The organism is Nonomuraea fuscirosea, assembly GCF_003001935.1.
GTDB lineage: Bacteria > Actinomycetota > Actinomycetes > Streptosporangiales > Streptosporangiaceae > Nonomuraea > Nonomuraea fuscirosea.
The window spans coordinates 64,225-86,528 of sequence record NZ_PVNG01000009.1; the positions used below are offsets into that span (position 1 = coordinate 64,225).

General features: G+C 69.2%; 26 protein-coding genes. 10 read left to right on the top strand and 16 right to left on the bottom strand.

Going from position 1 to position 22,304, the window contains the following annotated elements; translation table 11 throughout:
• Positions 1-65 precede the first annotated feature (65 nt).
• A complete protein-coding gene (locus B0I32_RS21365) occupies positions 66-1,589 on the bottom strand; it encodes an FAD-dependent oxidoreductase (protein WP_106242085.1) in 1,524 nt (507 codons plus the stop codon).
• Between the two features lie 121 nt (positions 1,590-1,710).
• On the opposite strand from B0I32_RS21365, the gene B0I32_RS21370 reads away from it, so the two are divergent.
• Positions 1,711-2,448 carry a TetR/AcrR family transcriptional regulator gene (locus B0I32_RS21370; RefSeq protein WP_106242088.1) on the top strand — a complete coding sequence of 246 codons (738 nt, stop codon included), beginning with the start codon at positions 1,711-1,713 and terminating at the stop codon, positions 2,446-2,448.
• A 19-nt stretch (positions 2,449-2,467) separates the two neighbouring features.
• Here B0I32_RS21370 and B0I32_RS58880 read toward each other — a convergent pair whose 3' ends face one another.
• Both B0I32_RS58880 and B0I32_RS21380 read right to left on the bottom strand, forming a co-directional pair.
• Entirely contained in the window at positions 2,468-2,611 is a 144-nt protein-coding gene (locus tag B0I32_RS58880; RefSeq protein WP_219911931.1) for a hypothetical protein, read from the bottom strand.
• Positions 2,612-2,696: 85 nt separating this feature from the next.
• Positions 2,697-3,989 carry a serine/threonine-protein kinase gene (locus B0I32_RS21380; RefSeq protein WP_106242091.1) on the bottom strand — a complete coding sequence of 431 codons (1,293 nt, stop codon included), beginning with the start codon at positions 3,987-3,989 and terminating at the stop codon, positions 2,697-2,699.
• Positions 3,990-4,434: 445 nt separating this feature from the next.
• Here B0I32_RS21380 and B0I32_RS21385 point away from each other — a divergent pair, with 445 nt between their 5' ends.
• Positions 4,435-4,881: a hypothetical protein gene (locus tag B0I32_RS21385; RefSeq protein WP_106242093.1), complete on the top strand. Its 447-nt coding sequence runs from the start codon at positions 4,435-4,437 to the stop codon at positions 4,879-4,881.
• 4 nt (positions 4,882-4,885) lie between these two features.
• The gene (locus B0I32_RS21390; protein WP_219911932.1) at positions 4,886-5,779 is read left to right on the top strand and encodes a diacylglycerol/lipid kinase family protein; all 894 of its coding nucleotides are present in this window, start codon (positions 4,886-4,888) and stop codon (positions 5,777-5,779) included.
• Positions 5,780-5,820: 41 nt separating this feature from the next.
• Here B0I32_RS21390 and B0I32_RS21395 read toward each other — a convergent pair whose 3' ends face one another.
• Positions 5,821-6,378, bottom strand: coding sequence for a hypothetical protein (locus B0I32_RS21395; RefSeq protein ID WP_146178258.1), 558 nt, complete (start codon positions 6,376-6,378; stop codon positions 5,821-5,823).
• A gap of 187 nt (positions 6,379-6,565) precedes the next feature.
• Between B0I32_RS21395 and B0I32_RS21400 the strand changes: the two genes are divergently transcribed.
• Positions 6,566-6,832 (top strand): hypothetical protein, encoded by a 267-nt coding sequence (locus tag B0I32_RS21400; RefSeq protein ID WP_146178259.1) that lies wholly within the window; start codon positions 6,566-6,568, stop codon positions 6,830-6,832.
• A gap of 85 nt (positions 6,833-6,917) precedes the next feature.
• Here B0I32_RS21400 and B0I32_RS21405 read toward each other — a convergent pair whose 3' ends face one another.
• From B0I32_RS21405 to B0I32_RS21420, 5 genes are all read right to left on the bottom strand, one after another.
• On the bottom strand, positions 6,918-7,298 hold the full coding sequence (locus tag B0I32_RS21405; protein WP_106242100.1) for a RidA family protein: 381 nt from the start codon (positions 7,296-7,298) through the stop codon (positions 6,918-6,920).
• A gap of 308 nt (positions 7,299-7,606) precedes the next feature.
• On the bottom strand, positions 7,607-7,759 hold the full coding sequence (locus tag B0I32_RS61705; protein ID WP_425438109.1) for a LuxR C-terminal-related transcriptional regulator: 153 nt from the start codon (positions 7,757-7,759) through the stop codon (positions 7,607-7,609).
• A gap of 41 nt (positions 7,760-7,800) precedes the next feature.
• Positions 7,801-8,292: a hypothetical protein gene (locus tag B0I32_RS58890; protein ID WP_219911972.1), complete on the bottom strand. Its 492-nt coding sequence runs from the start codon at positions 8,290-8,292 to the stop codon at positions 7,801-7,803.
• A gap of 45 nt (positions 8,293-8,337) precedes the next feature.
• On the bottom strand, positions 8,338-10,050 hold the full coding sequence (locus B0I32_RS21415; protein ID WP_106242102.1) for an AAA family ATPase: 1,713 nt from the start codon (positions 10,048-10,050) through the stop codon (positions 8,338-8,340).
• A gap of 149 nt (positions 10,051-10,199) precedes the next feature.
• Complete coding sequence (locus B0I32_RS21420) at positions 10,200-10,937, bottom strand: NAD(P)H-binding protein (RefSeq protein WP_106242105.1); 738 nt, start codon at positions 10,935-10,937, stop codon at positions 10,200-10,202.
• Between the two features lie 1,002 nt (positions 10,938-11,939).
• Here B0I32_RS21420 and B0I32_RS21425 point away from each other — a divergent pair.
• Positions 11,940-12,269 carry a hypothetical protein gene (locus tag B0I32_RS21425; RefSeq protein WP_106242107.1) on the top strand — a complete coding sequence of 110 codons (330 nt, stop codon included), beginning with the start codon at positions 11,940-11,942 and terminating at the stop codon, positions 12,267-12,269.
• Positions 12,266-12,718, top strand: coding sequence for an STAS domain-containing protein (locus tag B0I32_RS21430; RefSeq protein ID WP_245955947.1), 453 nt, complete (start codon positions 12,266-12,268; stop codon positions 12,716-12,718). The genes B0I32_RS21425 and B0I32_RS21430 overlap by 4 nt, the downstream gene beginning before the upstream one ends.
• Before the next feature lie 8 nt (positions 12,719-12,726).
• Here the strand turns inward: B0I32_RS21430 and B0I32_RS21435 are convergent, their stop codons facing one another.
• The 3 genes from B0I32_RS21435 to B0I32_RS57785 form a co-directional block, all read right to left on the bottom strand.
• Entirely contained in the window at positions 12,727-13,068 is a 342-nt protein-coding gene (locus B0I32_RS21435; protein WP_106242112.1) for a universal stress protein, read from the bottom strand.
• Positions 13,001-13,276, bottom strand: a complete 276-nt coding sequence (locus B0I32_RS57780; RefSeq protein ID WP_181307631.1) for a hypothetical protein — start codon at positions 13,274-13,276, stop codon at positions 13,001-13,003. The genes B0I32_RS21435 and B0I32_RS57780 overlap by 68 nt, the downstream gene beginning before the upstream one ends.
• 133 nt (positions 13,277-13,409) lie before the next feature.
• Positions 13,410-13,583, bottom strand: coding sequence for a hypothetical protein (locus tag B0I32_RS57785; RefSeq protein WP_181307633.1), 174 nt, complete (start codon positions 13,581-13,583; stop codon positions 13,410-13,412).
• Between the two features lie 910 nt (positions 13,584-14,493).
• Here B0I32_RS57785 and B0I32_RS21445 point away from each other — a divergent pair.
• Together B0I32_RS21445 and B0I32_RS21450 are read left to right on the top strand one after the other, a co-directional pair.
• Positions 14,494-14,754, top strand: a complete 261-nt coding sequence (locus B0I32_RS21445; RefSeq protein WP_106242117.1) for a hypothetical protein — start codon at positions 14,494-14,496, stop codon at positions 14,752-14,754.
• A gap of 183 nt (positions 14,755-14,937) precedes the next feature.
• Complete coding sequence (locus B0I32_RS21450) at positions 14,938-16,149, top strand: PP2C family protein-serine/threonine phosphatase (RefSeq protein WP_245955948.1); 1,212 nt, start codon at positions 14,938-14,940, stop codon at positions 16,147-16,149.
• Between the two features lie 34 nt (positions 16,150-16,183).
• Here the strand turns inward: B0I32_RS21450 and B0I32_RS60985 are convergent, their stop codons facing one another.
• The 4 genes from B0I32_RS60985 to B0I32_RS21470 all read right to left on the bottom strand — a co-directional run bounded on the left by B0I32_RS60985 (position 16,184) and on the right by B0I32_RS21470 (position 20,036).
• Positions 16,184-16,879: an acyl-CoA dehydrogenase family protein gene (locus B0I32_RS60985; protein ID WP_219911934.1), complete on the bottom strand. Its 696-nt coding sequence runs from the start codon at positions 16,877-16,879 to the stop codon at positions 16,184-16,186.
• A gap of 76 nt (positions 16,880-16,955) precedes the next feature.
• The gene (locus B0I32_RS21460) at positions 16,956-17,498 is read right to left on the bottom strand and encodes a cupin domain-containing protein (RefSeq protein ID WP_106242123.1); all 543 of its coding nucleotides are present in this window, start codon (positions 17,496-17,498) and stop codon (positions 16,956-16,958) included.
• A 6-nt stretch (positions 17,499-17,504) separates the two neighbouring features.
• Positions 17,505-19,211 (bottom strand): long-chain fatty acid--CoA ligase, encoded by a 1,707-nt coding sequence (locus B0I32_RS21465; RefSeq protein ID WP_245955967.1) that lies wholly within the window; start codon positions 19,209-19,211, stop codon positions 17,505-17,507.
• A gap of 144 nt (positions 19,212-19,355) precedes the next feature.
• Positions 19,356-20,036, bottom strand: coding sequence for a TetR/AcrR family transcriptional regulator (locus tag B0I32_RS21470; RefSeq protein ID WP_181307635.1), 681 nt, complete (start codon positions 20,034-20,036; stop codon positions 19,356-19,358).
• 143 nt (positions 20,037-20,179) lie between these two features.
• Between B0I32_RS21470 and B0I32_RS21475 the strand changes: the two genes are divergently transcribed.
• A complete protein-coding gene (locus B0I32_RS21475; protein WP_106242132.1) occupies positions 20,180-21,223 on the top strand; it encodes an LLM class flavin-dependent oxidoreductase in 1,044 nt (347 codons plus the stop codon).
• 65 nt (positions 21,224-21,288) lie between these two features.
• Complete coding sequence (locus B0I32_RS21480; protein ID WP_106242134.1) at positions 21,289-22,299, top strand: sugar ABC transporter substrate-binding protein; 1,011 nt, start codon at positions 21,289-21,291, stop codon at positions 22,297-22,299.
• The last annotated feature ends 5 nt before the right edge of the window (positions 22,300-22,304 follow it).

The window sequence follows — 22,304 nt, forward strand, 5'->3', positions numbered from 1 at the left end:
CGGAACGGATCCGGCCCGCGGGGGCTGGCGCCCGCCGGGTGCCGGTCGGCTTCTGCGGTGTTCGGTCAGGGTGTCGGGTCGCCGAGCCAGCGGGTCGCGGCATCCCGGAACGCCTCGACGTCGGGGGAGTGGTCGTCGGCCCAGGCGACGACGCCGTCAGGGCGGATCAGCAGGGCGCCGAAGCCGAGGTCGTCCCGCGCCGGTCCGGCCGCGTAGCGGAGCCGGCTCTTCCAGGTCGTCGCGGCGTCGTGCAGGCGCCCGCCGGCGGTGAAGTCGAGGGCGACACCGTGTCCTTCGCGGAGCAGGTCGCCGAGGCGGGTGCCGTCGGCGAGGCGGAAGTCCGGGGCGGTCCGGCCGACGAGCGGCCGGTCGTCGCCCAGGTCGTAGCGGTGGGACAGCCCCGAGGTGCTCCGGTACACGTGGGTGGTGCCCTCGCGGGTGCCGAGCAGGTGGTGCAGCAGCCGGCGCAGGGCCGGGGCGTTGGGGCCGGGGTTCATGGTCGCGACCTGGGCGCGGGACCAGTCGAGGATGGCCGCGCCGACGGGGTGGCGTTCGGCGGTGTAGGTGTCGAGCAGGCCGTCCGGGGCGGTGCCGTGGACGGTGGCGGCGAGTTTCCAGCCGAGGTTCACGGCGTCGCCGATGCCGAGGTTGAGGCCCTGGCCGCCGAGCGGGGAGTGGATGTGGGCGGCGTCGCCGGCGAGCAGGATGCGGCCGTCGCGGTAGGTCGTGGCCTGCATCGCGCGGTCGGTGAAACTGGAGGCGCGATGGACCTCGGTGATCGTCGCGTCGGTGCCGGAGACGCGGCGCAGGACCGTCTGCAGGTGCTCACGGGTCAGCGGTTGCGAGCGGTCGAACGTACCTCCGTCGAAGTCCATCATGCCGAGGTGTCCCTCGACGGGCGTGCGCAGGTACATGCCGGTCGGCGTCAGGTTGAAGCCCAGGCTCAGCTGCTGTGGATCGGCCAGCGTGACGTGGGCGGTGTAGCCGGTGAACAGCGGTTCGGTGCCGGTGAAGGCGAAGCCGGCCAGTTGCCGTACCGTGCTGCGTCCGCCGTCGCACCCCACGAGCCAGCGCGCCCGGTGCTCGCGCCCGCCGGCTCGGGCGACGACGGTGTCGCCGTCCTGGCTCACGGCCTCGACGGCGGCACCCCGCAGGATCTGTACGCCGAGCGCGACCGCCCGCTCCGCCAGCACCGTCTCGACCGCGTCGAGGCTGGTCATGATGCCCTCCATCGCCGGGCTGGGCAGCCGGAACGGCAGGGCGGCGATGTCGATGCCGGCCGGGTCGAGCCGCATGCCCGCGAAGTGGCTCACCCCACGAGGGGCCGGCGCTTCGTGCGCATCGGGGTCCGCGCCGACCGTCTTCCCGTCGGCGCGGGAGGCTTTCAGCAGCTCGTCCAGCATCCCGCGGCGGTAGAACGTCTCCATCGATCCGGCGTTCAGCCCTCGCAATCCCAGCGGGAGTGCCTTCCACGGCGAGCTCCTCTCCTGATCCCGCTCCAGCACCAGGACCGAGCAGCCCGCCAGTGCCAGCTCGCCGGCGAGGAACAGGCCCACGGGGCCCGCACCCACGATCACCACGTCGTTCACGTTGAGCCTCCTTCGATCACGACCACCCGGTGAGACACCAGGCAGTTTCTGGAGCACTGCTCCATGAATGGAACGGTACTCCATGTTGGACCACTGCTCCAAACCTGCGAGAATGACCGGCATGGCCCCACGGACACGTCAGTCAGAGCGACGCAGGCAGGTGCTCACCCGCGAACGCATCATCGAGACCGCTGTCGAGCTGCTCGACGCGGAGGGCGAGGACGCCCTGACGGTCCGGGCGCTGACCAGCCGGCTGGCCACCGGCTCCGGCGCGATCTACTGGCACATCGGCAACATGAGCGAACTGCTGGAAGCCGCGACCGACGCCGTCGTCGCCACCGCCCTGGACGCGCACCCCGCCGAAACCGCCGGTACGCCCCGGGACGACATCCGCGCCGTCGCGCTCGGCCTCTTCGACGCGGTCACCGCACACCCATGGCTCGCCGCCCAGCTCGCGACCCAGTTCACCCGCAACCCCTGGGGCCCGGTGACCCTGCGGATCTTCGAACGCATCGGCCGGCCGGTCCGCGCGCTCGGCGTACCGCGAGCCGACTGGTTCACCACGGCCTCGACGCTGGTCCACTACCTGCTCGGCGCCACCACCCAGACCCGCCAGAGCGACGACACCGCCCCCGCGTCAGCAGCGGACCGCGCCGCGTTCCTCGACACCGCGTCCAGCGCCTGGCAGGAGCTCGACCCCGACGACTACCCGTTCATCCGGGCCATCGCGGAGCAGATGCGCGACCACGACGACCGCGAACAGTTCCTCACCGGCATCGACCTCGTCCTCACCGGCATCACCACCCTCCACCCCGCCCCCGCCGCAGAGCCCGGCGAGCGCCTGCCCGGCCCCGAGTAGATCTCCGCCGCGGCGACGTTCAGCCGCCCCGGCGCTCCGCCGAGGCGAGCGGCGCGACCGCCGCGTTCAGCTCGGCGGCGGCCTGACGGACCAGTTCGGGAAAGACCGCGTCCGGGTCGGTCAGCCAGCGGGACGTGGCACGCCGGGTGATCGCCGTCGCCACGTCGACGACCAGACGCGCCGCGCCGGGCTCGACACCCGCCGATCGAGCGCCCGGGCCAGTGCGCCGGCGAGATCGGCGAGCTTGATCAGATCGCGCTCGGCCAGTGCCGGGCCGGCGGGCGTCGGCCCCACCCGTAAGCCCACCGCACGAACCGGAGTCCTGGATCAGGGAAGTCGGCGGGCAAGGCGTGGCCGTTGACCCGGCGCACCGGCACCGTCATGTTTCCCGCTGACCACGTCAACGTCGAGGTGCGCAACGCGCCGCCGCGGCGCAGCGCCGATCCCACGCTGATCGGCGCCGGCCCCCGAATGTGCCTGACGGGGCTGCGCCGCCGGTGACCCCGCCCGGCGGCAGATTCAGCGCCGGGGAAGACGGCGGTCGCTGCCGGCTCGTCCTTCAGCGGCCATAGGCCTGCCACGTGCCGGAGTTGCTCGCGCGCGCCGACCGCGTCCAGCCGGGTGGCGGGGTTCTTGTCGAGCAGGCCGGCGAGCACGGCTGCGAGCGGTCCAGCCCGTTGGAAGGGGTCCGGTGGGTCGGCGAGCACGGCGACGAGCGTATGAATCGTCGTGTCGCGGCAGAAGGGGGGCCGCCCTTCGACGGCCATGAAAAGGGTGGCGCCCAGCGACCACAGGTCCGACTGCCGGCGGGTATCGCCGGTGACCCGCTCGGGAGCCAGGTAAGCCATGGTGCCGGTCAGCGTTCCGGCCGGGGTGAGGGAGGCATCGCCGTCCATCACGGCGATACCGAAGTCCGTCAGGACCACGCGACCGTCATGAGCCAGCAGGACGTTGTCCGGCTTGACGTCCAGGTGCACGATCCCGGCCGCGTGCGCGGCGCACAACCCCCGCAGCAGCTCCAGCCCGATCTTCGCCACCGTGCGCGGAGACAGCGGCCCGTCCTGGGCCACCGTTTGACCGAGCGTTCGAGAACGCACCAATTCCAGCACGATCCAGGGCTGACCGGACACCTCGACGACGTCGTACACGGCCGCGACATTGGGATGGCTGATGCGGGCCGTGACGCGTGCCTCCTGACGTGTGCGCTCGGCCACGATCGTCCGTTCGGGCCCGTCAGGCAGCGGCACTTCCTTGATCGCGACCTCGCGGGTCAGGAGCTCGTCATGACCGTGCCAGACCGTTCCCATGCCGCCCCGTCCGAGAGGTCGGAGCAGACGGTAGCGGTCGGCGAGAAGCGAGGCGTCCAACGGTGCATCGAGTCTGCGACAGCCGTCTGCCGCATCGACGTAACACTCGGGCGCGAGGTCGAGGACAGGGTTCTGACGGTGGCTGAGGACGCCGACACCAGTCACGAGCGCCAACCGATCGGGATCGCCGGTCGGTAGCGGCCTGGTCTCCGGCGCCTGGCCAGTCCTCGCCATGGCTGCCTTCCCGTCCGCTGGCCGGCGCTCGGGCGTCGCCGCCGACGCACATCGCTCCAAGACGGGCAGCCAGACGGCCCCAGCCAATACCGCTGACCGGCGGACAGCCACCGGCGCTCCGAGCAAAGCTCATCACCGTGGCTGATCACCACGGCCCCGGTGATCGGCTGTGGCGATGAACTGTTCCGGAATCGGCTGTGTCCGTGCCGCACGCGGGGAGGTTGGCTCAAGAAGTACGACTCCGACAGGCGGCCCCGGCTAGTCCGCGAGCGGCTGGCCCCCTGCTGCATCTCGTCTCCGGGAGGCAGACCTGACCGGCATGACCTGGTACCTGGTGATCCTGGCCATGGCCTCCCATCGTCCTGCGACGAGGACCGCCCGCCACCAGCCGCCGGCGCCCGTGACCGCCACCCCACCTGCACGGCGACTCAAGAGAGGTGATCGCATGAACATGGGCGACGACGGAGAGCGTCTCGACGACGCAACCGCCGTAGCGCCACCTCGGCCCGCGTCGGCCCGAGAGCCCGACAGGCCGCCGCCCGTCACCTCTGACCAGCTCGTTTTCGACCCGGCGGCCGAGCCCGCGCCGCCACAACACGGCTCGTTGCTCGGCAGCGACTCCAGCGGTGTCCTGCGGCGTTGGCATGATCTCCAAGCGTTCTTCGTGGACGACCCGCGCGAAGCCGTCCAGCGAGCCGACGAGCTCATGGATGAAGTGATGACCGCCGTCCACGAGACGCTGGAACGCCGCCTGGGTGAGCTCCGGGAGCCCTGGAAGAACACCGACCAGGATGACACGGAGACCGAGCGGCTGAGGATGGCCCTGCGCGCCTACCGCAACGTCTTGCACCGGCTGATGCCGCTCGCCGACGACCACGCGATAGGGAAGTAGGGACATGCCCCACGCGGCTGTGATCGTGAATCCCACCAAGGTGCCTGATCTGGACCTCCGCCGGGCTGAGGTGACCGCTGAGCTGGCCAAGCACGACTGGGCCGAACCGCTCTGGTTCGAGACCACGATCGAGGACAACGGGCAGGGCCTGGCCCGGCGGGCCGTGGACGAACAGGTGGACCTGGTCTTCACCTGCGGGGGTGATGGCACCGTGCGGGCGGTCATTGACGGGCTGGTCGGCAGCGGGGTGCCGGTGGCGGTGCTCTCCGCCGGTACGGGCAATCTGCTGGCCCAGAACCTCGCCCTGGGCACGACGCTGGCCGAAGGCATCGCCACCGGTGTCACCGGACGCACTCGCGCCGTCGACCTGGGCGAGATCGACGGTGAGACGTTCGCGGTCATGGCAGGCATCGGGCTGGACGCGGCGATGCTGGAGAACACCACGGAGACGTCCAAGAGCCGCTTTGGTGCCCTCGCCTACGTCTTCGGCGCGCTGTCGCGGCTGCGCGATCGGCCGTTCCGGGTCACTCTGCGTCTGGACGACGGCCCGCCCCTCCGGCGACGGGTCAGGATGGTGCTGGTCGGAAACGTCGGCCGGGTCCAGGGCGGGCTGCATCTGTTCCCCGCCGCCGAACCGGACGACGGCCGCCTCGACGTCTTGGTGCTCTCCCCGTACGGTCTGCGGGACTGGCTGGGCGTCGCCGTCCGCCTCTTCACCCGATCGCGGCGCGAGGACCGGCGCATCGAGCGGTTCACCGCCCGGACGATCCGGGTGGACACCGCACGGCCCATGCCCAGGCAGTACGACGGCGACCTGATCAAGCCCGGCACCACCACCCGCATCGCGGTCACCCCCAAGGCTCTGCTGATCCGCGTCCCCGCCGAGACGGCACAGTGAGTGGAAAACGCCGCGCGAGCCGAAACCAGGAAGTGCGGGAGTCAGTAGCGGTGACGTCCGATGTGCCCTTCGAACAGCAGGCACGGCGCTGGCTCGTCCCCGTAGGGGGAGCGGGGATCAGGGTCGGGGTCGGCGCGTTCGGCCGGGCACGGCGGCAGCGTGACGAGTTCGCGGGCGCGGATGTCCCAGCGGATCCAGATGAACCTGTCGGGTCCGGGCAGCAGCTGGACGTGCGCCGCGTGGGCGCCCGCGTGGCCGGGCTGCAACTCGCACCCGTAGACGGCCTTGCGCTCGTGCCGGCCGTTCTCCGCCAGCGGTGCCCACTCGGCGTCGGTGAGCACGTTGTAGTGCGGACAGTCCTGCTCGCCGGTGTGCCGTTGCAGCCCGGTGGCGAGCGCGCCCGCCAGCCCCGCCGCGGTGAAAGCCTGATGGACGGCATGGTGAACCAGCTCGACGTCGTCGTCGCTCAGCTCCACGGCACCGAGCTGGTCGGCCAGCAGCCGCACGTGGGTGGCGAAGTGCCGGCAGGCGTCGGCCAGCGCGGCAACCGGAGCCACCGCGTCGTGTGGCGGGTCGTTCGGCGCGTCTTGATGCGTCACCTTGGTTACGCTACGCGACCAGCCGTCCGTGCGCACGGCCGGCGACGATGCCACCGGAGCGTTTCGAGGCCACGCGGGGAGTGTTCCCGGCACCAGTGCAGGTGGCAGGCGGCCCGAAGAGGATGGCGCATCGCCGAGCACGCCGGATGGCTCGCAATAAGGGTGATCATGGGTCACGATGGCCAGCATGAGCAACACTGACGACGTACGTGCCGAGCTGGAGGAATGGAGTGAGTTCATCAGCCGGATCCGGTACGACGGGCCACGTCCTGGAGATGCCGGCGACGAGCGGTTGGCCGATGAGACGGTGTCCAACGAGTTCTCCGGTTGGGGACGACTCGATGGCTCCGCCGAGATGAACAACCTGATCTGTCGTGCCATGGAGATCGGCTACCTGCGAGCCCTGCAGGACGTACGCGAGCAACGCGTCACCGGGCTCGGCCCCACCGACTGACATCGGTCCGAGAGGACACGACCCACCACCTCCGGCCCTGTCCTGCTCCTGGCATCGTCCTGGCCCGGATCAGCGAACTCGTCGATCAGTCCGTGACGGCGACCATGGCGATCGACACCAGGATCCCAGGCCGGTCGACACCCAGCTTGCTCACGCAGCGCGGCGGCCGCACGTCCGGGAAGAACTCCTCGAAGACCTTGTTGACGCCGTCGGCGTCCTCGGGGTGCAGGAGCAAGGTGTGGATCATGACGGCGTCGCTCAGAGTGGCGCCGCCGGCGCGCAGGATCGCCTGGCAGTTGAGCAACGACTGGCGGGTCTGCTCCTGGATCGTGGGCCTTGCCGGCTCGCCGGTCGCCACATCGACTCCGACTGTCTCGGCGACGTAGATCGTGTTGCCCGCCTTCACCGCCTGGCTGTAGCTGGGGTGTTCCGGCGCCTCGGGCGTGGAGATGACTTCTCGGGGCATCGTATGCGCTCCTGTTCTTGAAGGGTCTGCTCTCCTCAGATGGAGCGCAGAGCGGGCGATCGGGTCAGGTGGGCTCACACACGGATGCACTGCGCCAGGCCGACCAGCTTGGTGTCACGCTGACCGGGGTGGGAGGTCCCGCTGGTGTACCAGCCCCTGCCCGTCGGCAACGAGTAGAGGAACGACCCCTGCTGATGGGTAGTAGCGGATACCCAGATCGGCTGTGGGGATTGCTCATCCCTCAGCGTCCGGCCGGTGAGTGACCTGAGGACGCATCCGGCCGGATCACTCCCTGCCGGCTTCGGCCTTCATCGCGGCGGGTCGAGGACGCCCAGGTCGCGAGCGCGGGCGACTGCCTCCTTACGGGTGCGGGCGCCCAGTTTCGCAAGCGCCGCCGCGACGTGACTGTCCACGGTGCGCACCGAGAGAACGAGTTGACCGGCGATTTCGGCGTTGGTCATGCCCAGGGCGAGGAGTTGTACGACCTCGCTCTGGCGTTCGGTCAGCCCGGCCCGCGTTGTCCCGGGTCGCGGGTGCGGGACCGCGCGGGATCCGAGCCACACCGAGGCTTTTCAAGCGTGTCCTGACCAGCCGGGCCAGCGGTTCGGCTCCCAGCCCGTCGAGCAGGGCGAGGGCAGCCAGTTGGTCGTCTGTCTCGGGGCTGTCGGCCAGGGCCGCCCGCGTACTCGTACCGGCAGCCGGCGGCCCGCCACGTCTCGGCCGCTTCGCGCCATCGGCCGTCGGCGAGCAGCGCGTATGGGTGGTCCAGTCCGTTCCCGCCGACGGGCCGGCCCCCCGGCCCAGCCAGTTCGGCACGGACGGCGGCCGTGCCGAACCGGCCGGCCAGCTCGTACGCCTCGGTCAGTTCGGCGACGGCGGCGCCGTCGTCGCCGTCGAGCCCGGCCGCCTCGGCCAGCGCCGCGGCGGCCGGGCCGAGCCACTGGCACTCGTGCAGGGGCACTGCGATCCGCCACGCCTCACGCAGCGTCTCCACGGCGCCGGGCTCGCCGCGGCGCAGCCGGGTACGGCCGATCAGGGGTCACCGCGGCGCACCGCACCGGCGGGGAGCTGTCGAGTGCGTACGCCGCGGCCGGTACGACCTGGTCCCAGTCCGCCGTCGCGAAATGCAGCGTCCCAACGCCACCTGCAGGTACCGGGAGAACCTCACGAAATCCGAGCGCTCGGCGAACTCGATGCCCTCAGGGAGCAGTCGCCTGGCGTCACCGAGGTGCGGGAGCTCCAGGTAGTACAGGATGAGATTGATGTAGGCCCGGCAGGCGTGCTCCGGCTCGTCGGCGGCGAGCGCGACCCGGAGGCTCTCCTCCATGGTGGAGCGTGCGCGCGCGTCGCCGCTCTGCCAGAGCGCCATGGCGAGATTGTTGAGCGCGTGTGACAGGGTCCCGGGTGTCTCCTTGCCCAGCTCGATGGCCCGCTCAGCCACGACGACGGCCTCGGCGTCGCGCCCCGCCAGCGCAAGGAGGCGCCGTAGGCGCGCGGCTCGTCGCCGCGCCGCAGCTCGACAGCGCGCTTTTGGGCCGCCAGGGCGTCGCCCGCCGGGGGCGTCGATGGTGTAGCTCTCGATGGCGAAGCCCTCCCACAGCTTCGCCTCGGCTCGTGGCTCGAGGATCGGCTGCTGGTCGAGCACCAGCCGCAGGTGGGCCGCCGTTTCCCGGTGCGCCCCGGCCGCCGATGCCTCCTCGGCGGCGATCGGCCCGTATCGGAGGATGACGGCGGTGTCGCCTGCCTGGGCCGCGTGGTGCATCACTCGCGACACGTCGGTTCCCGGCCGGGCCAGGAGTGCGGCGAGTACGCTGCGGTTGGCCGCCATCCGGCGCGCCGTCGGCATCGAGTCCACCACCGCGCGGCGGATGAGCTCGTGGTGGAAGCTCACCCGGCTCGGGGTGACCGCGAGCAGACCGTGTCGCTCGGCCGGGGCGAGCGCTGCCGGGCCCGCCGGCACGAGCGCCTCGATGAGCCAGGGCTGCACGCCCAACGGTACAACGGCGAGCCGTTCGAGGCTTTCCAACGTGGCCGGGTCGAGATGCGCCACCCGGGCCTGGACGGCGTCCGCGATCGTCACGGGCACCGTCGTCGCGTCGCCGGCGGCCAGGACCTCGGTGACGAAGTACGGGTTGCCGGAGGTTATCGCGAAGACCTCGTCGGCATCGATGTCCGCGCCGACGTCTGCGGCGGCGCTCAACTGGCGTACCGCGGCCGCGCTGAGCCGGGCCAGGCGCAGCCGTCGGACCGGTCCCACCCTCGAGGCCAGCCCGAGCAGTTGCCGTAGCGGGTGGCCGGCGCTCAGCTCGTCGTCGCGGTAGGTCAGCACCAGGACCAGCGGCAGTCGCGCCGCCCGGCGGACCAGGTATCGCAGCACGTCAAAGGTCGCTTCGTCGGCCCAGTGCACGTCCTCGACGGCGAGCACGGTCGGGTGGTCCGTCCAGCCGAGTTCGTCGCGCAGGGCTTCCAGGACCTCGCCTCGGTCACGGCGCTCCAGCGCCCGAGTCAGTGTCGAGCCGACGCTGCCGATGAGATCCCGTAATGGGCCGAGCACGCGTGGCGTCGCCAGGTCGTCGCAGTAGCCGACGAGGAGCCGGCCCTCCGCGGGCAGCACCCTCCGGATGGCCTCGACCAGGCTCGACTTCCCGATGCCTGCTTCGCCGGAGATGAGGACCACGCTGCCGGCTCCGTCACCGGCAGTGCGGGCGGTGCTGCCCAGCTCGTCTTCGCGCTCCAGGATCGTTCCGCCCACTTCTCACAGTCTGGCATGCGGTTCCGGCACGGACGCGTGCTCGATTTCTGATGCGTCCGCCACCCTGCCGGTCGAACGAGGTCTCGGTCAGGGCACGACGCGCTTCGCATCCCCGTTGCCGGCCTGGCTGCTGTACGGGCGTGAGGGGATCACGGTGCCGGGGTGATGGCGGCGTGGGCGAGTGCTGAGGGGGTCTGGCGGCCGACTATAGCCGGTGCCTCATGAACGAGTTCGTCGTTGCCGATGGCCGCGATCAAGAACAAGGCGAAGTCGATGCGGCGGGTGAGGTTGCTCTTGAGGATGGGGTCGCCGACGTGCCGGCTCCATACGGGCAGGCCTTGGCTGTCGCCTTCCTCCAGGTCGCTGCCGCGAACGACGATCCACCGTGTGTCGCTGGCGAACACCCGACGGCAGGCGTCCACCTGGTTGTCGAGGTCGGCGAAGCGAACCAGCCGCGCCAGTGGGCCGGCGAGCTTGACCAGTGCCTTGATCTTCCACGAGTACACATCCCGGCCGTCGAGCGTGATGTGCCAGCCGCAGGAGAACAGCAGGCGCGCGCCGGGCCGTGCATGGTCGAGCACCGCCTGGGCCGTTCCCGACGCGTAGTCGTGGACCCCGCGCGGGACCAGCACGGTCAGCACTCCATCGCAGCCGTCGACTGCCCGTTCGATGACGCCGCCATCATCGGTTGCTCCTGGAAAGAGGGTGATGCGTCCCTCGAACGCGTCGAGTTTGGACACGCTCGCCGGCCGGCACACGCCAACTACCTCATAACCCCGATCCAGCGCGTGCTGCACCAAGTACTGCCCGAGCTTCCCCGAGGCCCCGATGATGCAAACCTTCTGCCGGGCAGGGCCACTGGCGCCCTGGACGAGTCCTGTTCCCATGTTTCCTCACGTCTTCTCGTGAATCGCCGCGGCCGGCCGGCGGGGTGGCCCCTGTGACCCAACGCCCGCCCGCGCGAGGGAAAACAGGAAATAAGCAAACAATGCATCAGTAAATTGATAACTGCCGAACGCTCGACGGCGGGAGTGCCGGCCGAATGGACGGCCTGCGGCAATGGGGTGCGGTGACATCATCAAGACGGCCGTTTCCGCGAGATTCGATCCGCATAGGAGGGTGCCGGGCGTCATCGAGACGCAATTGACATCAGCAGAAAATTGCCGGCCTTCATTTCATGTGTATACTGTCCCACGACAGGAGGTATCACAATGGGAACCGGGTCCGATGTCGACCGCGTCAACTTCAGCCAGTGGCAATTGCTGAAGACGGTCGTGGGGAAAGACCTTGTGGTTACCGTGACGGACGTGGACATCAGCAGTTCATAGGAGCTGAGGCCACGTCAGTCGTCTGTCACCTGGAACTGCTGGTTCCAGCGTCAATGGTGCCACTGCCTTCATTCCCCAGAATCGTACCTGGCCCACCGGCGGAGTATGGATCATGGTCCAGAACAACGGCAATCCCGGTAGCACCGACGTGCACTTCGACTGGCGACCAGGGAACGACGTGTAGGCGAGCCGTAGAGATCGCCCGCTCCGGTCGGCCTCAGCTGGAAAGTCGCCCTTACTGATCTGAAGAGGCCCGTTCCGAAGGAATTCAGATCCCGCGCAGAAGCCAGAACCGATCATCCGTGGTGACGCCCGTTCGCCGAGCATGAAGATCGGGCGTCAAAAGACGGATTTGCATTCATCGCAATTTCGACGACAGGCTCCACGTGCCGGCTCCTGCGGATGGAGCGGTTCTCGTGTCGCCGGCACGGAGGCTGGATATGCCAAGGGCCATGGTGAACGGTGTAGCGCTGGAAGGCAGCGTCGACGGAATAACGAATCGTCAAGGGGTACGTCGGACGGAAGAAGAAGAGGTGCGTCAAGGGGTTCGGGATCTGTAAAGTGCGGGGTTTCCCGCCATCCATCGAGGATGATCTGAGCCCTCTGGAGCGCCAGATCGCCGAGCCGCACGATGACTTCTACGCCGCGTTCCTCCTCGATCCGCAAGAGGCCGTGATGGAGATCCGGTTCCTGGAGCCGGTCCCTCATGTCAAGGCCGATTTCTTCGTGGCCGAGGGATACCCGGGTGTCGAGCGCCTGCTTCGTGACCTGTGCGGTTACCAGCAGATTCTGCCCAGACTCGGTCAGTACCGCGCTGACCGCGAACCGGATGCCCCGCACGGCGTTGTCGCCCTCGACGTGTTGCTGGGACGCAGGAAGTCGCAGAAGTGACCGGCGCGTCGCCGTCCGCGCCGCGCTTCGAGCCGACCGGCACCCCACCTTCCCGCCACGATGCGGACATCACCATTTCGCGGCCACCTGCCCGCAGCCGGCTGCTTCTCCGATCGGAAAATCTCGTGACCGGCATCCCTAGGGCCCCGTTCGCCGGGACCGGTGCGTCGGCCGCCACCATCGTCCACCTGTCCGGCGAGATCGACATCTTCACCAGCACAGCGGTTCGCCTCCAGCTGCTGAACGCCTTACGCCACAGTACGAAGCTGCTCATCTTCGACCTGTCCCAGGTGTCGTTCTGTGACTCCTCGGGCCTGGCCGTACTGGTCGGCATCCAGCACCGAGCCCGAGCCCAAAACATTACGCTCGCCCTGGCCAATCCCCGCTCGTACACCTCCCACGTCCTGCGCGTCACCGGCTTGGACCGCGACCTGCTGATGATGGCCTGACCGTGCCACTACGGCCGCACCACCGCGACGGAACTACGCGCGTGGTGCGGGATTCCGAGGGTGACGGATCCGAGCATCACGGCGCCGATCGCCCCTTGGCTCTGGGAGCCCACGACGACCAGATCCGCCTTTTCTGACGCGCCGGCGAGGGCGTCGACGGGGTGAATCTGCTGGACGTCCTCGATCACATGAACCTGCGGATATTGCTGCCGCCATCCCTGGAGGATGCCGCCCGCGGTCCGGCACTGGGCGGCGTGGATCTCGTCCAGGTCATGGGCACTCTCAGGAAGCTGCGCGTGGGCCGGCGGTCGCCACGCGTAGACGACGCGCAGCGTACTCGCGCGAAGCATCGCCTGCTCGAAAGCGGCCTCTGCCGCCGATCACGATCTCGGCGGCGTTGCCGGCTTCACCGCGCAGCACCGCCGCGGCAGCACCCGCACGCAGCTCGCCGGCGACGTCGATGCCGTGCTGCCGCTTACGCGCGACCGCCTCGGCCTCGGCCAGAACGCCCTGCGCGCCGAGCGTGACGGCATCACTCGAGCCCGGCTTGGAGAACACCTACGAGAATGGCACGATTCATGGCTCCACCAGATTTGTGCCAGCTATTTTCTGATCGCTCGAAGCAGAAATATGCCGGCCTGCGGGCCGGCTGTCGCGAGTTTGTCATCGACGTCGTTGACGATGACCGTGGTCAGTGCTTGAACATTTTCCTGATCTTCCCGCTGCGCTGTCCCAGACTATTTCCAGGTCGTCCAGCCAAGCCCTTCGACTCCAGATGCTGATTTCCGGTGGCACGGCCGAAGTAGAGCATGATCCAACCTTGAATGGCCCGCGTCTTGGACTTGATCTTCCTGGTCAGGCTCACAGCATTTCCCTTCAGCGGTCCTCTCGGGTGGTCGTCTCATCCCGGGAAACCGCGGATCCGCCCTCGCCGGGGCACCATGCCCGGCCGGTGTTCACGGTCGCGATGCGACCTTCTTCAAGGGTGCGCTTCCGGACCGGGAACAGGAAACAAGCAACCGCCGACCTGGTTATCACCGCAATCGATGACTGCACCGATCTTCGCGAATGGCGACTCAACGCCTCCTTCCTCACGAAATCGAGGTATCGGAAAAATTCCGAGGACATTTCGTGCGTTGGCATACAGGTTGGCGTCGCCCCCATCGCCCCGAGCAGAGAGCCTGGCGCTCGCTCCGGCCCCGGCAGCGGCTGATCACTTCTGGATCGCACAGGAGGTCGTGGCAGCGGACCGTCGCGGAGCACTCGCTTGCCGACGCGGGTTCCGCCCCGAACTCGAAACTCGGTGCCGGTCCACGTGATCGCCGGAAAAGGATCCGGGTCGTCAGGACACCATGCAGTAAAGGTGATCAACATGGCCGTTCTCATCGGCGCAGCGCGCGCTCAGGCCGACCCGCTGAGTAAGGTCTACTTCGTGGTAGCCGCCGGTGCCCTCGACACACACTATGGAAGACCCTGGCACGTCTGCGTCGCCTGCGCCGCCGCCTGGCCATGCGAGCCGGCACTGGCCGCCGCGTTCATGCTCGAGAGGCACGCCGGCTGAACGCGGTAGGCGCCGAAACGGCCCACACCCCAGCAGATGGTGATCTTCAACGGCAGGCGGGCACCTTCGTGACCCAGCTCATTCGGCGGCGAAGACCTGATCACGTGAGTCCGCTTGCGGATCGACGTCAAGGCGAGTTCCAGGAACCCCCGATGCGTACTGCGTGCAACGCCGGGCAGGTATCTCTTGCGGATTCTGGCGAAGGGAGCCGGCCGTGTCCGAGAATGTCGTGCTGATCATTCGATTCCACCTGGTGGGCGGTGAAGACGTCTCCGTGACGAGCGGGGACTTCGACGGGGAGCCGGAGGCGGTGACGGCGATCGCTCGTGCTGTGGACGAGCGGCGCAGCCTGGTGTTGATGCGGGCGAGATACGACAGTGAGGCCGAGCCGCACGGCGTGGTCGTCAACCTGGCCAACGTGGTGTCGGTGCGTGTGTCGAAGACAGACAGCGCTGAGGCGGGCCAGTACCTGTAGCGGGCCAAGAAGCCCCAAACATTGCCTGACATTGGCTCGCCGGACAGTGTCCTCGGCCAATTCCACGCCAAAAGAGGCCCGTGCTGGTTCAAGGCCGGATACCGGCAGAAAGGAATCTGCGACGGGGGGACTGAATCAGTTATGACGGGACGTGCGCCGGGGAGCCCCAAAGGGGCCCGGGTTGTGGTGGACCGGTCGGAAGGTTTCGGCGAGCGGTTGCTGGGGCAATTGCTGGACCGGGCTCACACTATGCCGCCACAGCTCATCGCTCCACTGGTCGCGGAGGAGGTACGCAAGATCGGTGGCTGGGATGTGTCGATCCTGCTGCAGGACTATGACCAGGTGATGTTGGTGCCGCTGCTGGGCAGGGGGCTCACGGGCGGCGATCCCTTGCCCATTGACGGGTCGTGGGCAGGTGAGGCCTTCGTCAGCGAGACGAGGGTGGAGTATCCGGTGGCCGACGGTATCCGGATGTTCCTGCCGCTGCTCGATGGCAGTGACGAGGTCGGGGTGATGGCGCTGACGCTCGCCGCGGTCGACGACGACGACCGCCGATTGCTGCGACGGCTGGCCGGTCTGGTCGCCGACATGCTCGTCACCAAGAACAGTTATACAGATCAGTTCTTCATGGCACGGCGTCGCGAGCCGATGAGCGTGTCCGCGGAGATTCAATGGTCGCTGTTGCCCCCGTTGTCCATGGTGACCCCACAGGTCGCGGTCGCCGGCATCATGGAGCCCGCCTATGACGTCGCCGGGGATAGCTTGGACTACGCCCTCAACGACGAAATCCTGAACATGGCCGTCATCGACGCGATGGGCCATGGCATGAACGCGGCTGTGCTGGCGACCGTGGCCATCGGCGCCTATCGGCACGCCAGACGCGCTGATGTCGCGCTTGCCGAACTGTACGAATTCATGGACGCGGCCATCAACGAACAGTTCGGCCCCGACCAGTTCGTCACGGCGCAGATGGCACGTCTTGACATCGGGTCGGGTTGCTTGGAATGGGTCAACGCAGGGCACCCGGCGCCGTTGCTGATCCGCGGCAACCGGGTCATCGAGGCGTTGGAGGGTGCGGGCACCCTACCGGTCGGCTTTGGCGGTGCCGCCCCGCAGATCAACACGCGCCAGCTCGTGCGCCATGATCGGGTGCTGTTCTACACCGATGGTCTCGTCGAAGAGCACGAGACCGGTGGTGAGCAGTTCGGCGAAGAACGTCTGATCAGGTCCATCGAGCACGTCGGCCCCATGACGAGAACTGTGCAGCAGATGGTACGAAGCCTTTCTCACGCACTGATGCGCCAACGGCAGGGGACGACAAGTGATGACGCGAGCCTCTTCCTGGTCGAATGGCGCGGCGGGACCGCCGACCACCTCGCCGAGGTCGACCTCTGACGTAACTGAACACGTTCCCGACCACGTACGTCCTTCAGGAGAAGTGAGCGTCGACCGAAGAGCTGTACACCGGTGGCGGACGAACGCGCGCCCATCGGGACGACGTATCGGAGCCCGTCCATGTAGGCGTTGAGGGCGTCGGGCTCGCGTCCGGCCCGCACGTCGGGGCGGCCAGGCAGACGCTGGTCGTCGGCCGGCTGTCGACCACGCACTCAAGATCCTCCATGCCTTCGATCTCGTACCGGGGCCATCCGAGGTACTCGCTCATGTAGCCGTACCCGCCGTGCAGCTGCACGCAGGCGTCGAGCACGTCGTTCTGCACGTGGGCGGACCACCATTTTGGCCTTGGCGGCGTCGGCCGGGCGGAGGGCTCGCCCGGTGTGCAGGCGGACGCAGTGGTCGACGTACGCCTGCGCCACCTCCATGCGGGTGGCCAGCTCGGCGGTGTCGGCCTCCGGCTGCCCGATCTTGTCCAGCTTGCGCCCGCGTTCGAAGCCAGCTCCTCGCAGGCCACCGCGTTGAACCGGTAGTCGCCCGCCGCGCCGCCGCCGTACTTCGCGGGCACCTCCAGGCCGAGGAAGCCCTGCTCGCCGGCCGCGCGCCAGGCGGCCCGGTCGATGAGCCGTTCGGCGGCGAAACGTTCCTGATGGGGGAGCAGCTCGCGGGTGGTGAAGGCGGCCATCGAGGCTCTGAACAGGTCGTGCTCGTCGTCGAACAGCAGTCGGTCCACAGACAGGCGGCCTTTCGGGCGGGAGCAGGGGAAGGGCGGTGCGGCGGGCGAACCGGGTGGCAGGATCCGCGCGACGTCAGGAGTCGCGTTCGGCGCCGATCAGGACGTAGCACATCAGCGCCGGCCGGTCGCCGCGGTTGTGCCAGGCGTGGCGGGTGCCCTGCTGGACCACGACGGCGCCGGGGGTCAGCTTGACCTCCTGGCCGTCGTCCAGCTCCAGGTGCAGCTCGCCCTCCAGGCAGATGCCGTAGTCGACGGTGTCGGTGGTGTGCATGCCGGGGTTGTCCGGCTCGAAGACGTCCATCAGGCCAGGCAGCTTCGCGGCGGCCTCGGCGCCGAGCTCGGCGGGGTCGCCGAGGTGCTCGGGGGCGGAGGAGTCCGGCGCCCAGCGCAGGAACAGGATGCGGGTGCCGCCGGCGCCGGGGAAGAACGGGAAGGTCGTCGGCTGCCGCGGCTTGGTGCCGACCGTGGCGGTGCCGTCCTCGGTGCCCCACATCAGGTAGAACTCCGAGCCGGGGATGGCTCCGACGGAGATCGGCTCGGCGGGCCGGTCGGTGACGAACACCGAGGTGCCGTCGGGCTCCCTGCCGGTGACGATGAGACGAGGCTGGATGGGCATGGTGGCTCACTCCTGCGGGGACTGCGAGGGCTGCGGGGATGGCGAAGGCTGCGGGGATTGCGGTGGTGGTGAAGGTTGCGCGGATTGCGAGGGCGGTGAAGGCGGCGCGGGGTCGGCGTCGGGCCGGCGCTGCAGGCGGAGCTGTCGCTTGGAGAACTTGCCCGTCGCCGTCTTCGGGATCTCGGGGACGAAGTGCACCTCCTCGGGGATCCACCAGCGGGCGACGAGCGCGGTCAGATGCTCGCGTACGTCGTCGGCGGTGAGGTCGGCATCGGGCCGGCGGACCACGTACGCGACGGGCCGTTCCCCCCAGCGGGGGTGCGGCACGCCGATCACGGCCGCCTCGGCGACCCGGGGGTCGGCCATGATGGCGCCCTCCAGCTCGACCGAGGAGATCCACTCGCCTCCCGACTTCACCAGGTCCTTCGTCCGGTCGACGATGCGCACGTAACCGTGGGCGTCGATGGTGGCCACGTCCCCGGTCCTGAGCCAGCCGTCGTCGGTGAACGCCGGGCCCGGCCGCTCCTCGCCCACGTACCGGGCGGCGATGGTGGGGCCGGACACCTGCAGCTCGCCCGGTGTGACGCCGTCCCACGCGATCTCCGATCCATCCTCGCCGGCCAGCCGCAGCTCGGTGAGCGGGATCGACGGGCCGGGCGTGCCGATGACCGCGCGCCGCGCGTCCTCGTCCAGGTCGTCGTGCGCGGTGGACAGCCGCGACACCGTCACGACCGGGCTGGTCTCCGTCATCCCCCAGGCGTTGGTGAGGGGGATCCCGATGGCCTCCTGGTACGTGCGCGACAGCGCGTCGTCCACCGCGCCGCCACCGCAGATGATCATCCGCAGGCTGGACAGGTCGTGCTCGCCCAGCAGCGGCTCCAGGCTGCGCCACACCGTGGGCACCGCGCCGGTGAAGGTGACGCGGTGCCGCTCCATCTGCGCGATCAGTTCCTCCGGCCGCGTCGCCGGGCCGGGCAGGACGAGGTCCGCGCCGCACAGCATCGCGGCGTACGGGAACCCCCAGGCGTTGACGTGGAACATCGGCACCACCGGCATCACCACGTCGCGCTCGCCGATGCCGAAGGTGTCGACCATGAGCAGCAGCAGCGCGTGCAGGACCATGGACCGGTGGCTGTAGAGGACGCCCTTCGGGTCGCCGGTGGTGCCGGAGGTGTAGCAGAGCGCCGCCGCGGTGTTCTCGTCGGCGATGGAGAAGTCGCCGTCGATGGGCGTCACCTCGGCGAGCAGCTTCTCGTAGTCCAGGATCCGCGGGTCGTCGGGCAGCGGGACGTCGGCGCCGTCGTCCATGACCACGATGTGACGGGGACCGGCGAGCGTCGCCGCCAGCGGCCACACCACGGGCAGCAGCGACCGGTCGACGAAGAGCACGTCGTCCGCGGCGTCGTCGACGATGTAGCGGATCTGCTCGTGGAAGAGCCGGTGGTTGATCGTGTGCAGGACCCGCCCGGCGCACGGCACCGCGAGGTACAGCTCCACGTGCCGCTGGCTGTTCCAGCCGAACGTGCCGACCCGGGCGCCGCGGGGGACGCCGAGCCGGTCCAGCGCCGCCGCCAGCCGCCGGGTGCGTACGCAGACCTCGGCCCACGTCGCGGTGGTCTCGCCGCCCACCCGGCCCGTCACCACCCGCTTGTGCCCGAAGTTGCGCTCCACCCGGCGCAGGATCAGGGGGAGGGTCAGGGCATGCTCCTGCATCAAGCCGTGCATCTCGTCGGCAGCCTTTCTTAAGCCGGGCAGACTCTCGGGAACCGGGCGGACTCTCGGGAAAGGACGGATCTCACTGCTTACTGAGCGCATAGTTAGTAACGAGAGCGGCGCTTGTCAAGCATGAAGCGAGCTCTAGGCGCTGGTGGGGCGACGGCCGCGGACGGCGGCGGTCATGTGGACGGCCAGGTCGGCGTAGAACGCGCCGAGCGAGGCCGGGGTGTCGGTGCCGCCCAGCCGGTACCAGCGGACCAGGTCGACCCCCAGCGACAGGATCGAGCGCGCCAGGCGGCTGACGTCGTCCTGGTCGGCCGTCGCGCCGTCGACGATCCGGCCGACCGCGTCCCTGAAGATGGCGTTGAACTGAGCGCGCAGGTCGAGGATCTCCGCGTAGTGCTCGGCCGAGAGCGGGGTCAGCTCGTACTGGCAGACCCGCGCCGTCGTGTGGTGCTCGGCGTGCCACTCCACGAACACCGCGACCACCTGCCGCAGATGGGTCTCCGGATCGTCGCCCGGCAGCGTCGCCCGCAGCGCCTCCAGGGCCCGGCGGTGACCGCTGCGCACGATCTCGAACAGCACCTCCTCCTTGGTGGAGAAGTGCACGTACAGGGCGCCGGGGGTGAGCCCGACCTTGCCCGTGATGTCGCGGGTCGTCGTCGCCTGGAACCCCTTCTCGGCGAAGCAGAGGACCGCGGAGCCCAGCAGGGCCTTGGTCACGTCCGAGAGGTCTTCGTCCCAGAGATCGCTGGACGGTTCGTCCAGCCAGACGAGCGGGGGATTGCCACCCCGCCGCGGACCGCGACGCTTCGCGACCATCCCCGATCCTCCCCGATGCCGATCTCGACGCGCTGACATTACCGTCCCGTCCTACGTTCACGCGCACATCTTGACACCTCTCGCGCTCGCAGTAACTATGCGCTCAGTAAGTAAGTCCTGGCTCGCAATCGAGGAGATGCGGCATGCGCAAGGGCATCGTGGTCACGGCCAAGCCAGGGGTGGAAGACCTGGCGGCCAAGGCCGAGGAACTCGGGTACGACAGCTTCTGGGTCTACGACACGCCCATGGTCAACGGGGATCCCTTCGTCGGCCTGGCCCTGTGCGCCAAGGCCACCAGCCGCATCCGGCTCGGCATCGGCGTCACCTCGCCCGCCCTGCGCTCGGCCCCCGCCTGCGCGGCGGCCCTCGCCAGCCTCAACGCCCTCGCGCCCGGCCGCGTCATCTGCGGCGTCGGCACCGGCAACACCGCCCGGCGCACCCTGGGCATGAAGCCCACGACGATGGCCGCCCTGGAACGTTTCACCCGCCAGCTCCAGGACCTCACCGCCGGCCGCCCCACCGAGTACAGCGAGGGCGAGCGCACCCGCGACGTGCGCTTCCTGCACGTCGGCGACTACGTCAACACCACCGACCCGATCGAGTTCGTGGTGGCCGCCTTCGGGCTCAAGGCCGCGCGCATCGCCGGCCGCCGTGGCGCGGGCACCATCTCCTTCGGCCTGCTCGACCCGGCGGCCTGGCAGGCGTTCGGCGAGGCCCACCGGGCCGGGGCCGCCGAGGCCGGCGTGACCACGCCGACGACCTCGTACGTGATGACCTCTATGCACATCCTCGCCGACGGCGAGAACCCGCACGGCGACCTCGCCCGCGACTCCATGGGTCACGTCGCCATGGCGCTGCTCACCTTCGCCGCCGACAACCCCTCGTTCCTGGACGGGCTCGAACCCGACGAGGCCGACGCGGTGCGGCGGCTGCTCGACCGGCGCGGCACCACCGCCACCGCCGACGACCGCCATTTCGTCCTGTACGAGAACTACCTCGGCCGCATCTACCCCCAGGACCGCGACCTGATCGTCCCCTCCCTGGTCGACAAGCTCGGTCTCGTCGGAACCCCGGACGACCTGGTCAAACGCGTCGCCACCCTGGAAGCGTCCGGCATCGACGAGCTGCTCCTGCAGCCCGTGCTCGACCCCGACCAGGAGATGGCCGACTTCGCGCGGCTCCTGTGACCCCCGCGTCCTGACGACGGCGCGAGCCCTCACCCCCCATCACGCCGAAGGGTCGAAGGAGAGCCATGTTCCGCACCAGATCCCTCGCCGCCGCCACACTCGGACTCACCCTGCTGATCTCGGCCTGCGGCGGCCGGCCCGCCGCGCCGTCCCCGTCCGGCGGCACCTCAGGGACGTCGCTGTCCGGCCGGACGATCGCCCTGGTCGGCTACGGGAACGGCAACCCGTGGGGCGCCTACTTCAACAAGGTCTTCACCGAACGGCTGGCGCCCACCGGCGTGAAGATCGGCGACATGACCACCATGGACCCGGGCACCCAGGTCCAGAAGTTCAACCAGGCCGTGGCGCAGAAGCCGGACCTCATCGTGGTCTCCATCCTCGACACCACGGCGATGGCGGTGCCGATCAAGAAGGCCGGGGCGGCCGGCGTCCCGGTGCTCGTCTTCGACGGGCCGCCCGACCCGTCGGTGGCGGACGCGGTCATGTCGGTGCTCTCGGACAACGAGAAGCTCGGCGAGTACGCCGCCCAGAACATCATCGAGGGACTCAAGGCCCAGGGCCGCGACTCCGGCGACATCATCGTCCTGACCGGCACCAAGTCCATGCTCGTGACCCAGCACCGGATGAAGGGCTTCAACAAGGTCCTGGCGACCGCGCCGCAGTACAAGGTCGTCGACGAGCAGGACGCCAACTGGGACCCGCAGCTGTCCGGCACCATCGCCCAGCAGCTCCTGGCCAAGCACGGCAAGGACGGGGTGCAGGCCGCGTACGGCATGGCCGACTACATGGCGCTGCCGATCATCCAGGCGGCCAAGCAGGCGGGCTTCACGATCGGCGGCAAGGACGGCCTGATCGTCACCAGCAGCAACTGCTTCAAGGCCGGCATCGACTCGATCAAGGCGGGCGAGCTGTACGGCACCGCCACCGAGGATCCGGGCACCATCGCCGAGCAGACCGCCGACTACGTCGTACGGTATCTGACCGGCAAGAACCCGCCGCGCAGCGAGACCGTCCAGGAGGAACGGGTCACCGCCGCGAACGTCGGCGAGTTCGCCGAGCAGTGCAGCCACGCATGAGCCGG

Excerpts from the sequence above, each read along its gene's own strand:
- B0I32_RS21390 (WP_219911932.1), top strand. The coding sequence starts at position 4,886 with ATGCCCCACGCGGCTGTGATCGTGAATCCCACCAAGGTGCCTGATCTG.
- B0I32_RS21405 (WP_106242100.1), bottom strand. The coding sequence starts at position 7,298 with ATGCCCCGAGAAGTCATCTCCACGCCCGAGGCGCCGGAACACCCCAGC.
- B0I32_RS21475 (WP_106242132.1), top strand. The coding sequence starts at position 20,180 with ATGCGCAAGGGCATCGTGGTCACGGCCAAGCCAGGGGTGGAAGACCTG.
- B0I32_RS21380 (WP_106242091.1), bottom strand. The coding sequence starts at position 3,989 with ATGGCGAGGACTGGCCAGGCGCCGGAGACCAGGCCGCTACCGACCGGC.
- B0I32_RS21465 (WP_245955967.1), bottom strand. The coding sequence starts at position 19,211 with ATGCAGGAGCATGCCCTGACCCTCCCCCTGATCCTGCGCCGGGTGGAG.
- B0I32_RS21420 (WP_106242105.1), bottom strand. The coding sequence starts at position 10,937 with ATGGGAACAGGACTCGTCCAGGGCGCCAGTGGCCCTGCCCGGCAGAAG.
- B0I32_RS21470 (WP_181307635.1), bottom strand. The coding sequence starts at position 20,036 with ATGGTCGCGAAGCGTCGCGGTCCGCGGCGGGGTGGCAATCCCCCGCTC.
- B0I32_RS21400 (WP_146178259.1), top strand. The coding sequence starts at position 6,566 with ATGAGCAACACTGACGACGTACGTGCCGAGCTGGAGGAATGGAGTGAG.
- B0I32_RS21435 (WP_106242112.1), bottom strand. The coding sequence starts at position 13,068 with ATGCTTCGCGCGAGTACGCTGCGCGTCGTCTACGCGTGGCGACCGCCG.
- B0I32_RS21480 (WP_106242134.1), top strand. The coding sequence starts at position 21,289 with ATGTTCCGCACCAGATCCCTCGCCGCCGCCACACTCGGACTCACCCTG.
- B0I32_RS21460 (WP_106242123.1), bottom strand. The coding sequence starts at position 17,498 with ATGCCCATCCAGCCTCGTCTCATCGTCACCGGCAGGGAGCCCGACGGC.
- B0I32_RS61705 (WP_425438109.1), bottom strand. The coding sequence starts at position 7,759 with ATGACCAACGCCGAAATCGCCGGTCAACTCGTTCTCTCGGTGCGCACC.
- B0I32_RS21370 (WP_106242088.1), top strand. The coding sequence starts at position 1,711 with ATGGCCCCACGGACACGTCAGTCAGAGCGACGCAGGCAGGTGCTCACC.
- B0I32_RS21385 (WP_106242093.1), top strand. The coding sequence starts at position 4,435 with ATGAACATGGGCGACGACGGAGAGCGTCTCGACGACGCAACCGCCGTA.